Origin of the sequence: Methylorubrum populi (assembly GCA_036946625.1) — a bacterium.
Classification (GTDB): Bacteria; Pseudomonadota; Alphaproteobacteria; order Rhizobiales; family Beijerinckiaceae; genus Methylobacterium; species Methylobacterium populi_C.
The window spans coordinates 18,573-30,812 of the sequence record JAQIIU010000001.1; the positions used below are offsets into that span (position 1 = coordinate 18,573).

A 12,240-nucleotide genomic window follows, 5' to 3' on the forward strand; every position below is an offset into this window, starting at 1 on the left:
GAACGATGGAAGCCGATGGTTAAGGTACGGTTAACCGCGTTTCGCACCGCGGGAGAGACGGCGCTGGTTCGCCCGGACCTTGCGACGGTAGCCGGCCACCACCGTGCCGTGCGAGGCGCCGGTGGCGAACTGCATCGCCGCCTCGCCGGCGGCGAACACCTTCTCGCTGACCATGCGCTGCGCCTCCAGATGGGCGGCGCTGCCGCCGGTCGCGAGCTTGGCCATCCGCAGGGCGATCACCGACTGCGCCTCGAAGGCGAGCATGGTCGTGTCGAGGCCGAGCTTCCACCACGATGCGAACATCGAATCTTCCCAAGCCGTCCCGAGACATCGTTTCCGAGCGCGACGGCCGCCTTCGGGAACGATACGCATCACAATACGAGGATCGAGGCCGCTCCCGTTCGCCCGGCGAACGGGAGCGGCCCGAACTCAATCGAAACTGCGGCCCTTGGCGGCGGAGCCGCCGAGGCTGATCTTGACCTTCTTCGGCGGGGCCGCCTGGGCGCCCCGGCCGGCGGGAACCTCGACCTCGGGGGCGGCCTGGGCGGGTTTGAGCCGCGACTGGCCGTAGATCACCGCGCCGATCTCGCCCACCGCCCGGATCAGGTCGTCGCGCTCGCAGGCGCGGGCCACCTTCAGGCCGAGCTGGTGCATGTGGCTCTTGCCGTAGAGATAGGCCGCGAGCTTGGCCCGCGTCAGCGCCGGGATCGTCTCCAGGATATAGGGCAGGTCGTACTCGTCGGCACGGTAGACCGCGCCGAGTTGTTCGAGGGAGACCGGGCATTCCGGATCGACGGTCGCGCCGGTGGTCGGATGGGCCTGGGTCATGGATCACCTGCTGTCGGTGCGAAGGGTGAGGGGACGGGCGGAGGCGTGTCGGAGCCCGGGGCTTCCGCCACGGACGAGGGCATGAACGCGCGCAACGTGGAACGCGGGGCGAGACATCCGGCGCAGACCGAGGCGATCGCGATCCGGGCGCGCCGGTCGCTGCGCTCCCACACGGATTCTTCGCGCGGGGGCGCATCGGCGGCGGGCCCGGATGCCGGCCCGGATGTCGGCCCTTGCGCGGCGGCCCCGTCGAGCGGGGCCTCCGGGTTCGAGCGGATTCGCAGGTAGAGCGGTTTGCTCGGCCCGGACAGCGGGGACAGGCCCGCAGAGGCTCGCGAACAGGGCGGCGCAGAGAAGCGTCCGCCTGCGCCCGCCCCGATCGACCGGGGCCATCCGCCGTGCGGTGCGGACTGTCGTGCCGGGTGTCATGCGGATGCCGGGTCTCGCCGTGGCGGTTGCGGGCGCCGGCGCGCGGGCCCCGTGCCGGCAGGATCGGCCAGGATGGTAAGCGAGACCTTAACCGCGGCCGTCGCCCGAGGCGAGGCGCCCGACGCGAAAAAGCCCGGCGCGCGGCCGGGCTTTTCCGAGGACGACCGGCCGTCCGATGAGGGACTGCCGGCTGTTCGGTCTCAGTACGAGCCGAACTTGTAGTTCAGGCCGGCGCGGACGACGGCGAACTCGGTGTCGCGCACCTGCTGGCCGCCGCTGACGAGCACGACGCCCGGGCTGGTCACGGTGACCGTGCGGCCCTGGTTGTCCACCGCGAAGGCGCCACGGCCGCCGGTGCCGCGGTCGAGGTTCACGTAGAGACCTTCGACCTTCAGGGTCACGGCCGAGGACTTGAAGAAGTTCAGGAACGAGTCGGTCGGGAGAGCGTACTCGATACCGCCGCCCGCGGCCCAGCCGGTCTGGAAGTCGTCGCTCGACACGCCGGTGCCGAAGTCGCGGCCGCCGCCGGAGCCGTAGGCGAAGCCGCCGGTGCCGTACACGAGGGTGCGGTCGAAGGCGTAGCCGAGGCGGCCGCGGACGGTGCCGAAGAAGTCGAGGCCCGAGAGACCGGCCGGGTTGAACACCTGCTGGGCGGCCAGCGGGCTGGTCGTCAGGAAGCGGTTCCGGCTACGGCCGAAATCGGCGTACTGGGCGTCGGCCTCGACACCGATCACGAAGCCCGAGCCCGGGGTGAACTGGTAGTTGTAGCCGATCTGGCCGCCGCCGACGAAGCCCTCGTTGGCCTCGCGGTTGTTGAAGGCCACCACGGCCGTGGTGCCGGCGGGGACGAGGAGCGAGGCCGGGCCGACGCCGAGCACGGTCGGGGCACGGTCGTCCTGGGTGCCGAAGCCGTAACCGGCGTTGAAACCGGCATAGAAGCCCGTCCAGGTGAAGACCGGCACCGGCTGGAACACCGGCGGGGGCGCCGCGCGACGGGGCAGGTCGGCGGCCGAGGCGGCGACCGTGGCGGCAACGAGCGCGCTCGAAGCGAGAAGCAGGCTTTTCATCGTGTCGTGTCCTGGTTTGGCGGGAGCCGGTGCTTGTGTGAAGTGGTCCGGGGGATCTCCCCGGTATCCGTCGCCCTCCTGCGATGAAGCGATGAATGCACCCGAACCCGTCAACGAAAGGTGAAGCTTACCCGGCCGTGAGCGTCCGCCCCGGCCCGATGTGCCGTTGCGCACATCGGCGGCTCGCCCTGTCGAAAACCGGCAACAGTCAAACGTTCGGACGAAACCTAACGCCGATACGGTTAACGGAACCCTGCGGCGCCTGGGCAGGTCCTTGGGGCGAGTCCTTGGGGCAGGTCCTCGGGCAAGTCCGCATTAACCCTGTCCGGGCGATGCTGGCCCCTGCCGGCACTCCGCTTCCGGGAGCGGCCGGGCGGACGGATGCGCGCCCATGTCCCTCGATTCCGGCTCCTCCAGACCGCGCGGTCCCCTCGCCTGGTCGATCAAGGTGACACTGGTCCTCGGCCTCGCCGCCACGGCGCTCGCCCACCACGCCGCCAAGCCGACCGACCCGCACCGGCGCTCGGCCCGCCTGCCCGGCGACCCGGAGGTGACCGGCTCGATCGGCCCCCGGGCGCAGGCGACGCGGCTCGACCCATGCGCGCTGGGAGCGCCCCTGCGCGCGGGCGTGCGGTAACTGACGGCACCGGTCCCCGCCGGGCGAATAACAGCGTTGCGGACGCGCGCAGGATGTCCACGGGTGCAGCCGTGCCTTCCCGATGCCCGCGAAGGCCTCAGGCCGCCGCAGTCGATTGACAAGCAGGCACAGGGGTCTAAGTGTCGCGCGCGTTCGGACGCGTGACGGCGTACCGCGCACGGCTCTCGCGATCAGCCGCCGGCGCGAGTTCTGAGCCCCCGATCGGCCCATCCCACGCGCACAATGGTTTTTCCGACCCGATGTCTTTCGCCGATCTTGGACTGAGCGACAAGGTTCTCCAGGCCGTGTCCGCGGCCGGCTACACCGAGCCGACGCCGATCCAGGCCCAGGCGATCCCGCACGTGCTCGCCCGGCGCGACGTGCTCGGCATCGCCCAGACCGGAACCGGCAAGACCGCCGCCTTCACCCTGCCGATGCTGACCATGCTGGAGTCGGGCCGCGCCCGGGCCCGCATGCCGCGCACCCTGATCCTCGAACCGACCCGCGAACTCGCCGCGCAGGTCGAGGAGAATTTCGAGCGCTACGGCACCAACCACAAGCTCAACGTGGCGCTGATCATCGGCGGCGTCTCCTTCGCCGACCAGGACGCCAAGCTCACCCGCGGCACCGACGTGCTGATCGCCACGCCGGGGCGCCTGCTCGACCATTTCGAGCGCGGCAAGCTGCTGCTGACCGGCGTCGAGCTCCTCGTCATCGACGAGGCCGACCGGATGCTCGACATGGGCTTCATCCCCGACATCGAGCGCATCGTGAAGATGGTGCCGTTCACGCGCCAGACGCTGTTCTTCTCCGCGACCATGCCGCCGGAGATCGAGCGGCTGGCGGACATGTTCCTCTCGAACCCGCAGCGGGTCGAGGTCGCCCGCCCCTCCTCCACCGCCACGACCATCGAGCAGCGCCTCGTGGCCACGGGCGCGGAGGGCCACGAGAAGCGCAGGATCCTGCGCCCACCTCATCCGCTCGGCGGATGCGTTGAAGAACGGCATCATCTTCTGCAACCGCAAGCGCGACGTGGCCCAGCTCCAGCGCTCGCTGACCAGCCACGGCTTCAACGCGGCGGCGCTGCACGGCGACATGGACCAGCGCGCCCGCATGGCCGCCCTCGACGGCTTCCGCACCGGCGAGACGCCGCTGCTGGTGGCCTCCGACGTCGCCGCCCGCGGCCTCGACATCCCGGCGGTGAGCCACGTCTTCAACTTCGACGTGCCGCACCACCCCGAAGACTACGTCCACCGGATCGGCCGCACCGGCCGCGCCGGCCGCGCCGGTCACGCCTTCACCCTGGCGAGCCGCGCCGACGAGCGCTCGCTCTCGGCGATCGAGAGCCTGATCGGCCGGCCGATCGAATGGCTCGACGGCGGCCTCGCGACCCTGCCCGAGGACGCGGAGGGCGACGAGCCGCGCCGCCGCCGCGGCAGCCGCCGGGCCAAAGGGCCCGAGAAGGGCGGCGACCACGAGAGCGACCGGGGCGGTGAGAGGGCGGGCGAGGGCCGCTCCCGCGGCGGGCGCCGCCCGGCCGCCGAGCGCGGCCGCGGCGAGGATGCGCGGCGCGATCCGGTCCGCGAGCCGGAGCCGGTCCCGCCCGTGCGCGAGGCCGCCCGCGGCGTCTCCGAGCGCCCGCGCGGCGAGCGGCGCCCCTCCCGCCGGGACGAGGACGACGACACGCCGGTCGGCCTCGGCTCGCACGTACCGGCCTTCCTGCTGAAACCGACCGGGTTCGGGAAGAGCAAGTAGCGGCAGGTTCGCGGATTCAGCCGCGGGTTGCGACGGGGATCGGCGGACGGCGCTTTCCGGCATCTTCTTAACGTCCTGGCGAGGTTCTGGAGCGACACTCCGGGCGCCGGATCAGATTTCGAGGGCGCCGCGCCCCGTCCGGAGGAGTCCACGTCACCGGATGAGCCACGGCCCCGATCCCGACCGTGAACGCAGCCTCGTCCTCGCGCAACGCAGCTTCGAGTTGATGCGCGACTACTGCACCTGCGCCACCCCGCGCGCCTACGCCGTGTGGTATCTCTACGTGGCCGGCACGCAGCCGCTGATGAACGACGCGATCAAGCGGCTCACCACGCAGCACGGCACGCTGACGAGCGCCGACATCGAGCAACTGCACGACACCTACATCGACCGGCGCCGCCTCGCGGTCGAGGTGGACCGGATGAATTCCAGCCTGATCGCCGAGGTCGAGGGCATCATGGAGATGATCGAGGTTTCGATCCGCTCCACCGCACAGTACGGCGAGTCGCTCCAGGCCCTGACCCACGACATCGCCAACACGGCGACCAGCCGGACGAGGCTGCGCGAGATCGTCACCACGATCATCGCCAACACCCGCGACGTGACCGCCAACAACCGCACCCTCGAAGCGCGGATGCGCGAGAGCCGCAGCGAGATCGAGACGCTGCGCGAGACGCTGGAGGCGGCGCGCCTGGAGAGCCTGACCGACGCGCTGACGGGATTGGGCAACCGCAAGAGCTTCGAGGAGGCCCTGCGCCGGACCGTCGGCGTGCCGTCGGCCCCCGGGCGCGGCGGCCGGCCGACCAGCCTGATCGTCCTCGACATCGATTTCTTCAAGCGCTTCAACGACCTCTACGGCCACCTGACCGGCGATCAGGTGCTGCGCCTCGTCGCGATCGTGATGCGCGAGCATGTGGGCCACGAGAACGCCACCCTCGCCCGCTTCGGCGGCGAGGAGTTCGGCATCGTCCTGCCGGAGACGGTCGGAACGGAAGCCCGCGTCATCGCCGAGCGGGTGCGCACCGGCGTGACAGGCCGCGAACTGGTGAAGCGCTCGACGGGCGAGTCGCTCGGCAAGGTCACCGTCTCGCTCGGGGTCGCGACCCAGCGCGAGGACGACAACGCCGTCTCGCTGCTGGAGCGGGCGGATGCCTGCCTGTTCGCCGCCAAGCGCGCCGGCCGCAACCGCACCCTCGACGAGACCGAGGTCGCCGGCTTGCGCGACGTGGCGTGAGGCGGGCCGGCTCCGTCGTCGCCGGAGCGAAGCGTTCCGGCACCCGCGACCTTTTCGGACATCACGGCGCACTGGATTGCTTGCGCCGAGCCTCGCAACGACGGAGAGGCAGACCAGAACCGTCCGCGAGGCGTCAGGCAAAGCCATCTTAAGGGCGCGACGGCGCCGGGAGGGACCATTTCAGGGCTGCCCGACATCGTTCGCCCGCCGTATCGGTCTCGCCTAATGACGGGCGGCGGACTTCCGATCAGGCCGGGGCGCCGGCCGCCAGGCGGTCGGGATTCGCCGGCGTGATCGCCACGGACTCACCGCAGCCGCAGGCCGAGGTCTGGTTCGGGTTGTTGAACACGAACTGGGACGACAGCTTGGTCGTCCGGAAATCCATCTCGGTGCCGAGCAGGAACAGCACCGCCTTCGGATCGATGAACACGGTCACGCCCCGGTCCTCGATCACGTCCTCGCCGGCTTTCCGCGCCTCGGCATATTCCATCGTGTAGGACATGCCGGCGCAGCCGCCGTTCTTCACGCCGACGCGCAAGCCGGCGATCGGCCTCTCCGCATCGGCCATGATCGCCTTGATCCGATCCGCCGCCCGGTCGGTCAGCGTGATCACCTTGAAACCTGACATCGTCGTCTCTCTCCTGCGGCCGGGTTCAAGGCCCGGGCGGGTGAGTCTTTTTCGGGTCTCGAAGAGATAAGCACTCCCGGGGCGGGGGTCCACTGCGAGACCCGATGCGCCGAGTGATTGCAGCCGTGCTATGCTGAATCGGTGACGGAGGGTGCGATGGCCGATCCTGCGCAGCGTCTGATGACGCCGGACGCGTTTTTCGCGTGGCAGCTCCACCAGGACGAGCGCTACGAACTCGTCGACGGCGTTCCGATCCTGCGCCATCGGATGATGACGGGCAGCAGCCCGCAGCACGACCGAGCCACCGTCAACATCATCGCTTCGCTGCATGCACAATTGCGTGGCTCGGGCTGCCGGCCGACGACGGCAGACATCGCGATCCGAACCGGCATTCGCGATCTGCGACGCCCCGACGTGATGGTCGAGTGCGCCGAACTCGTCCGTGACACCGACGAGGCCCGCGAACCGCGGCTGGTCGTCGAGGTCGCCTCCCCCTCGACGAGTGCCGTCGACCGAACGCGCAAGCTGGAGGAGTACAAGCGCCATCCCACTCTGCGCTGCATCCTCCTCGTCGAGACAATCCTGCCGCAGGTTCTTCTCTATCGCCGCAACGACGAGGGCTGGGCGATCGAGACGTTCGACGGTCTCGAGACGATCGTCGATCTGCCCGAGATCGGTGCGCGGCTGACGCTGTCGGACATCTACGACGGATTGACGTTCGGACCGCGCTGGGACCCGGCCGCCCCCTCGCCGGAGGGCTGAATCCTGCCGACCTTGCGGGGGGACGCAAGGTCGGTCGATTGGATCGTCCCTCACCACATGTCCAGCGCGACGCGGGCCTCGTCGGACATCCGGCTCTGGTCCCACGGCGGGTCGAACACCATCGTCACTTGGCAGGACTGAACGCCCGGCACCGCCGAGACCGCGTTCTCGACCCAGCCCGGCATCTCGCCGGCCACGGGACAGCCCGGGGCGGTCAGCGTCATGTCGATCAGCACGCGCCGGTCGTCCTCGATCTGCACCCGGTAGATCAGGCCGAGTTCGTAGATGTCGGCGGGGATCTCGGGATCGTAGACGGATTTCAGCGCGACGACGATCTCGTCCGTCAGGCGGTCGATCTCTTCCGCGGGGATCGCGGAAGCGGCCGCGAGGGCGGGGGTGTTGGTGCCGCCGGTGATGGTGGCGTCGGTGCTCATCGGATCACTCCTTCCGGCCCCCCGCGTCCGGCGGCCGAAACTCCTTCAAGAACTTACGCGAACAACATCTCGGCCTTGGCCAAAGCCTCGGCGAGCGCGTCGATCTCGTGGATCGTATTATACAGGCCGAACGAGGCGCGACAGGTGGAGGTGACGCCGAAGCGGTTCAGAAGCGGCATGGCGCAGTGGGTGCCCGCGCGCACGGCCACGCCCTGACGGTCGATCACCGTGGCGATGTCGTGGGCATGCGCGCCCTTCATCGCGAAGGCGATGACGCCGCCCTTGCCCCGGGCCGTGCCGATCAGCTTCAGCGCGTTCATCGCACCGAGCCGCTCCTGCGCGTAAGCCGTCAGCCCGGCCTCGTGCGCGGCGATCCTGTCGCGCCCCACCGTCATCATGAACTCCAGGGCGGCGCCGAGGCCGACCGCCTCGACGATGGCCGGGGTGCCGGCCTCGAAGCGGTGCGGCGGGTCGTTGTAGGTGATCGCGTCCTGCGTGACGGTGTGGATCATCTCGCCGCCGCCCTGGTAGGGGGGCAGCCGCTCCAGCCACTCCTTCTTGCCGTAGAGCACGCCGATGCCGGTCGGCCCGTAGACCTTGTGGCCGGTGAAGACGAAGAAGTCGCAATCGAGCGCCCGCACGTCGATGGGGCGGTGGACGGCGCTCTGAGCCCCGTCGAGCAGCACCGGCACACCGTGGGCGTGGGCGATTGCCACGATGTCTTCCGCCGGCGTCACCGTGCCGAGCACGTTCGACATGTGGGTGAGCGCCACCATCCTGGTGCGCGGACTGAACAGCTTTTCGTATTCCTCGACGAGGAAGTTGCCCTCGTCATCGACCGGCGCCCACTTGATCACCGCCCCGCGCCGCTCGCGCAGGAAATGCCAGGGGACGATGTTGGAGTGGTGCTCCATGATCGAGAGGATGATCTCGTCCCCCTCCCCGATCAGCCCGGCCCAACCCATGGAGGAGGCGACGAGGTTGTAGGCCTCCGTCGCGTTGCGGGTGAAGACGATCTCGTCGGTGGAAGCCGCGTTGAGGAACTGGCGCGTGGTCTCGCGCGCGCCCTCGAAGCCTTCGGTGGCGGCATTGGCCATGTAGTGCAGGCCGCGGTGGACGTTGGCGTAGCCCGTCTCCATGCAGGAGACCATGGCGTCGACGACCGCCTTGGGCTTCTGCGCCGAGGCGGCGTTGTCGAGGTAGACCAGCGGCTTGCCGTAGACCTTTTCCGAGAGGATCGGGAATTCCTTTCGAATTGCCTCGACGTCGTAGCTCATGGTGCCTCGATCGGTGCGCAGTGGTGCGTTCATGGCGTCGCTCCGTCGGCAAGTCCCGCGAAGTCGTCGTGGATCAGCGTCCCGTAGAGGCCAGCGATGGCTGCCGCGATCACGACGGATGCGAGAACCGTCGCGCCCAGTGCGAGGCCGGTGCCGGCGCGGGCATCGAGACCCGTGGCTTCGGACAGGCAGAGGCCGGCATAGGCCGTCCACAGGCCTAGCATCAGAACCCCGCCGACGGTCTCGAACCCGGCGAGGGAGGCCACCAGACCGGTGGCGAGGATCGGGAGCGTCGAGACCCAGCTCGCGACCGCGACCGCCGTGCGCAGGGCCGCGAACGCGGGCTTGGCGGGACTCGGCCGCGTGAACAGCCACAGCGTTCCGGCCACCCCGCCGTAGAAGAGCGGCAGAACCGCGAGGAGGCAGACGCTCCACAGGGCGACCTCCCCGAGTGAGGCCGCAAGGGTCGCCCTGTTCGCCGCCTGCGCGGCGACGAAACGCGGAAAGCCGTCCTCGGCCGGATCCGCCAGCACGACGATGGCGCCGGACAGGATGACGAGGCCAAGCCGCCGCCCCTCGCCGATCGTCCTTCCGGCCTCGCGCATCGCCGCCCGCGGCGATCGCCAGCCGAGCGCCAGATGGCGCCCGGCCGTCGCAGCGTCGGAGCGGTCTCCGCTCACCCCCGTGCCGCCAGCCACGCCTCGATCCCGCCGATCAGCGCGTCGCGCGCGCCCTCGTGCGTGACCGATTCCACCGCCTCGCCGACGAAGGCCTGGACCAGCAGGCTCTCGGCGGCGGCGCGCGGCAGGCCGCGGGCCATGAGGTAGAACAGCAGATCCTCGTCCGGCGCGCCGCAGGTGGCACCATGGCCGCAGGCCACGTCGTCGGCGAAGATCTCCAGTTCCGGCTTGTTCATCATCTGACCGTCGTCGGCCAGCAGCAGGCAGTCGGACTTCATCTTGCCGTCGGTCTGCTGCGCGACCTGCCGGACGATGATCTTGCCCTGGAACACGCCGGTGGAATCGCCGTCGATCACCGTCTTGAACATCTCGCGGCCCACGCCCCCGGTCGCCGCGTGGTCGGCGAGCAGGGTCGAGTCCGCGAGCTGGCCGTGGCCGAGCAGCGCCGCGCCGTTGACCACGGCGTCGGCGTCCTCGCCCGCGACGTGCAGGTAGATCTGATGGCGCGAGAGCCTGGCGCCGGTGACGAGGTTGACGGTCTCGAGTCGCGCCCGGGCGTCGAGCCGCACCGAGAGCGTCGAGAGGGCGATGGCCGCATCCCCCTCCCGGTTGAGCCGGGTGTGGCGGAAGGCGGCCTCGTCACCGATGCGCACGTCGAGGGCGTCGTTGGGCTGGTAGGTCAGCCCGGCCGGGCCCTCGTGGCTCTCGAGCAGGAAGAACTCGGACGCCGCGCCGAGTTCGACCAGCACGCGGGTCGCGGTCGAGAACGCGGCTCCGCCGGTGCCGACGAAGCGCAGGTGCACCGGAACCTGCGGCTTGGCACCGGGGGCGACCGAGATCAGCGCGCCGTCCGCCAGGAAGGCGGTGTTGAGCTGATAGATCGGGTTCTCGCGCACCTGCTCGACGGGGGCGAGCAGCTTCAGGCGGGCATCGCCCTGCGCAAGCGCTTCGTTGAGCGGCGTGACCGTCACGCCCTCGGGCAGGCGGCCGAGATCGGACAGCGCGGCCACGAGATGGCCGTTGACGAAGGTCAGGCGCGCGGCCTCGATCTCGTCGAAGCCCGTCGCACCGGCAACCGCGGCCTTGGCCGCATCCTCGGACGGCGCCTCGGCGGGCGGGGCGGCCTCCGTGATGGCGGCGCGCAGGTCCGTGTACTTGAACGCCTCGACCCGGCGGCTCGGCAGGCCGGTCGCCTCGAAGAAGCGGAACGCCTCCTCGCGGCTGATCGCCTGCTCGGTGGCGAAGCTTTTCCGCGCGGACTCGAAGAGTTTGGAGAGGCCGGCCTCGGCGGGGGAGCGGAGATTGGTGACGTCGGCCATCACGCAGCCTCGCTCGCGCGGTACTCGGCGTAGCCGCTGGCCTCGAGTTCGAGCGCCAGTTCCTTGCCGCCGGTCTTCACGATCCGGCCCTTCGACATGACGTGCACGGTGTCGGGCACGATGTGGTTGAGGAGCCGCTGGTAGTGGGTGATGACGAGGAACGAGCGTCCTTCGGCGCGCAGCGCGTTCACCCCCTCGGAGACGATGCGCAGGGCATCGATGTCGAGGCCGGAATCGGTCTCGTCGAGGACGCAGAACTTCGGGGCCAGCAGCGCCATCTGGAGGATCTCCATGCGCTTCTTCTCACCACCCGAGAAGCCGACGTTGAGCGCGCGCTTGAGCATCTCCTTGTCGATCTCGAGCTTGTCGGCCGCCGCGTTCACCGCGCGGATGAAATCGGGGGTCGAGAGTTCGTCCTCGCCCCGCGCCTTGCGCTGTGCGTTGAGGCAGGCCTTGAGGAAGGTCATGGTGCCGACGCCCGGGATCTCCAGCGGGTACTGGAAGGCCAGGAAGATGCCGGCGGCCGCGCGCGCGTCGGCCTCCATCTCCAGCACGTTCTGCCCGTCGAGCAGGATCTCGCCGTCGAGGACCTCGTAGTCCTCCTTGCCGGCGATGACGTAGGAGAGCGTCGACTTGCCGGACCCGTTCGGGCCCATGATCGCGGCGACCTCGCCGTCGTTCACGGTGAGGTTCAGGCCGTTGAGGATGCGGTTGTCCTCGATCTGCACGACGAGGTTTTTGATTTCGAGCATTTTTGGAACGTCCTAATTTGACATCCATCCACCACGGGACGGCCTACGCCTTGTAGCCAAGCGTGCTTTGCGTTCGGCCTCGTTACGGGCGAGAATCGCTTTAGCCACCATTTTACCAAGCTCTTCAATGCACCCCTCAGCATCACCACTGAACGATTGCGATTGTGAGCCGACTTTTATCTTGAATTCATCGCCTGACGCAGCAGGAGAAATCTTTGCAAACTCATTCTCACCGAACATGAGAAATAGCTCTCCCTCCCTCACGATGGGCGAGAGATGATTCTCATGGAGGCGAGATGAACTGGCATTAAGGATATCGAAAAGGATGCCGACCTGTGCTCGCTTGGCTTCTGCATCCCGCTGCCGAGCAGTATTTTCAGCATCTTGCTCGGCACGAAATGCGTCGAAACCTTTGTCAAAGGCAGCCATCCAAATCCT

General features: G+C 69.2%; 13 protein-coding genes and 1 pseudogene. 4 read left to right on the forward strand and 10 right to left on the reverse strand.

What is annotated here, in order from left to right:
* Positions 1 to 30 precede the first annotated feature (30 nt).
* The 3 genes from PGN25_00120 to PGN25_00130 all read right to left on the reverse strand — a co-directional run bounded on the left by PGN25_00120 (position 31) and on the right by PGN25_00130 (position 2,324).
* A complete protein-coding gene (locus PGN25_00120; GenBank protein MEH3116061.1) occupies positions 31 to 303 on the reverse strand; it encodes a hypothetical protein in 273 nt (90 codons plus the stop codon).
* Positions 304 to 429: 126 nt separating this feature from the next.
* Entirely contained in the window at positions 430 to 828 is a 399-nt protein-coding gene (locus PGN25_00125; protein ID MEH3116062.1) for a hypothetical protein, read from the reverse strand.
* 629 nt (positions 829 to 1,457) lie between these two features.
* Positions 1,458 to 2,324 carry a porin family protein gene (locus PGN25_00130; GenBank protein ID MEH3116063.1) on the reverse strand — a complete coding sequence of 289 codons (867 nt, stop codon included), beginning with the start codon at positions 2,322 to 2,324 and terminating at the stop codon, positions 1,458 to 1,460.
* A 391-nt stretch (positions 2,325 to 2,715) separates the two neighbouring features.
* Between PGN25_00130 and PGN25_00135 the strand changes: the two genes are divergently transcribed.
* The 3 genes and pseudogenes from PGN25_00135 to PGN25_00145 all read left to right on the forward strand — a co-directional run bounded on the left by PGN25_00135 (position 2,716) and on the right by PGN25_00145 (position 5,950).
* Positions 2,716 to 2,961, forward strand: coding sequence for a hypothetical protein (locus PGN25_00135; protein ID MEH3116064.1), 246 nt, complete (start codon positions 2,716 to 2,718; stop codon positions 2,959 to 2,961).
* A gap of 260 nt (positions 2,962 to 3,221) precedes the next feature.
* Positions 3,222 to 4,716 (forward strand): annotated as a pseudogene (locus tag PGN25_00140) (DEAD/DEAH box helicase).
* Between the two features lie 160 nt (positions 4,717 to 4,876).
* Positions 4,877 to 5,950, forward strand: a complete 1,074-nt coding sequence (locus PGN25_00145) for a diguanylate cyclase (GenBank protein MEH3116065.1) — start codon at positions 4,877 to 4,879, stop codon at positions 5,948 to 5,950.
* A gap of 247 nt (positions 5,951 to 6,197) precedes the next feature.
* Here PGN25_00145 and PGN25_00150 read toward each other — a convergent pair whose 3' ends face one another.
* Positions 6,198 to 6,578: an iron-sulfur cluster assembly accessory protein gene (locus PGN25_00150; protein ID MEH3116066.1), complete on the reverse strand. Its 381-nt coding sequence runs from the start codon at positions 6,576 to 6,578 to the stop codon at positions 6,198 to 6,200.
* A 156-nt stretch (positions 6,579 to 6,734) separates the two neighbouring features.
* On the opposite strand from PGN25_00150, the gene PGN25_00155 reads away from it, so the two are divergent.
* Entirely contained in the window at positions 6,735 to 7,340 is a 606-nt protein-coding gene (locus tag PGN25_00155) for a Uma2 family endonuclease (protein ID MEH3116067.1), read from the forward strand.
* 50 nt (positions 7,341 to 7,390) lie between these two features.
* Here PGN25_00155 and PGN25_00160 read toward each other — a convergent pair whose 3' ends face one another.
* Genes PGN25_00160 through PGN25_00185 form a run of 6 tightly spaced genes read right to left on the reverse strand, consistent with a single transcriptional unit; the run spans position 7,391 to position 12,231 of the window.
* The gene (locus PGN25_00160; GenBank protein ID MEH3116068.1) at positions 7,391 to 7,774 is read right to left on the reverse strand and encodes an SUF system Fe-S cluster assembly protein; all 384 of its coding nucleotides are present in this window, start codon (positions 7,772 to 7,774) and stop codon (positions 7,391 to 7,393) included.
* A 53-nt stretch (positions 7,775 to 7,827) separates the two neighbouring features.
* Positions 7,828 to 9,084, reverse strand: a complete 1,257-nt coding sequence (locus tag PGN25_00165) for a cysteine desulfurase (GenBank protein ID MEH3116069.1) — start codon at positions 9,082 to 9,084, stop codon at positions 7,828 to 7,830.
* Complete coding sequence (locus tag PGN25_00170; GenBank protein MEH3116070.1) at positions 9,081 to 9,749, reverse strand: hypothetical protein; 669 nt, start codon at positions 9,747 to 9,749, stop codon at positions 9,081 to 9,083. Before PGN25_00170 ends, PGN25_00165 begins: the two co-directional genes overlap by 4 nt.
* The gene (locus PGN25_00175) at positions 9,728 to 11,050 is read right to left on the reverse strand and encodes a SufD family Fe-S cluster assembly protein (protein MEH3116071.1); all 1,323 of its coding nucleotides are present in this window, start codon (positions 11,048 to 11,050) and stop codon (positions 9,728 to 9,730) included. The genes PGN25_00170 and PGN25_00175 overlap by 22 nt, the downstream gene beginning before the upstream one ends.
* Positions 11,050 to 11,802: a Fe-S cluster assembly ATPase SufC gene (sufC, locus tag PGN25_00180; GenBank protein MEH3116072.1), complete on the reverse strand. Its 753-nt coding sequence runs from the start codon at positions 11,800 to 11,802 to the stop codon at positions 11,050 to 11,052. The genes PGN25_00175 and sufC overlap by 1 nt, the downstream gene beginning before the upstream one ends.
* A gap of 12 nt (positions 11,803 to 11,814) precedes the next feature.
* Positions 11,815 to 12,231, reverse strand: a complete 417-nt coding sequence (locus PGN25_00185; protein MEH3116073.1) for a hypothetical protein — start codon at positions 12,229 to 12,231, stop codon at positions 11,815 to 11,817.
* Positions 12,232 to 12,240 lie beyond the last annotated feature (9 nt).

Excerpts from the sequence above, each read along its gene's own strand:
- PGN25_00120 (MEH3116061.1), bottom strand. The coding sequence starts at position 303 with ATGTTCGCATCGTGGTGGAAGCTCGGCCTCGACACGACCATGCTCGCC.
- PGN25_00125 (MEH3116062.1), bottom strand. The coding sequence starts at position 828 with ATGACCCAGGCCCATCCGACCACCGGCGCGACCGTCGATCCGGAATGC.
- PGN25_00130 (MEH3116063.1), bottom strand. The coding sequence starts at position 2,324 with ATGAAAAGCCTGCTTCTCGCTTCGAGCGCGCTCGTTGCCGCCACGGTC.
- PGN25_00135 (MEH3116064.1), top strand. The coding sequence starts at position 2,716 with ATGTCCCTCGATTCCGGCTCCTCCAGACCGCGCGGTCCCCTCGCCTGG.
- PGN25_00145 (MEH3116065.1), top strand. The coding sequence starts at position 4,877 with ATGAGCCACGGCCCCGATCCCGACCGTGAACGCAGCCTCGTCCTCGCG.
- PGN25_00150 (MEH3116066.1), bottom strand. The coding sequence starts at position 6,578 with ATGTCAGGTTTCAAGGTGATCACGCTGACCGACCGGGCGGCGGATCGG.
- PGN25_00155 (MEH3116067.1), top strand. The coding sequence starts at position 6,735 with ATGGCCGATCCTGCGCAGCGTCTGATGACGCCGGACGCGTTTTTCGCG.
- PGN25_00160 (MEH3116068.1), bottom strand. The coding sequence starts at position 7,774 with ATGAGCACCGACGCCACCATCACCGGCGGCACCAACACCCCCGCCCTC.
- PGN25_00165 (MEH3116069.1), bottom strand. The coding sequence starts at position 9,084 with ATGAACGCACCACTGCGCACCGATCGAGGCACCATGAGCTACGACGTC.
- PGN25_00175 (MEH3116071.1), bottom strand. The coding sequence starts at position 11,050 with ATGGCCGACGTCACCAATCTCCGCTCCCCCGCCGAGGCCGGCCTCTCC.
- sufC (MEH3116072.1), bottom strand. The coding sequence starts at position 11,802 with ATGCTCGAAATCAAAAACCTCGTCGTGCAGATCGAGGACAACCGCATC.
- PGN25_00185 (MEH3116073.1), bottom strand. The coding sequence starts at position 12,231 with ATGGCTGCCTTTGACAAAGGTTTCGACGCATTTCGTGCCGAGCAAGAT.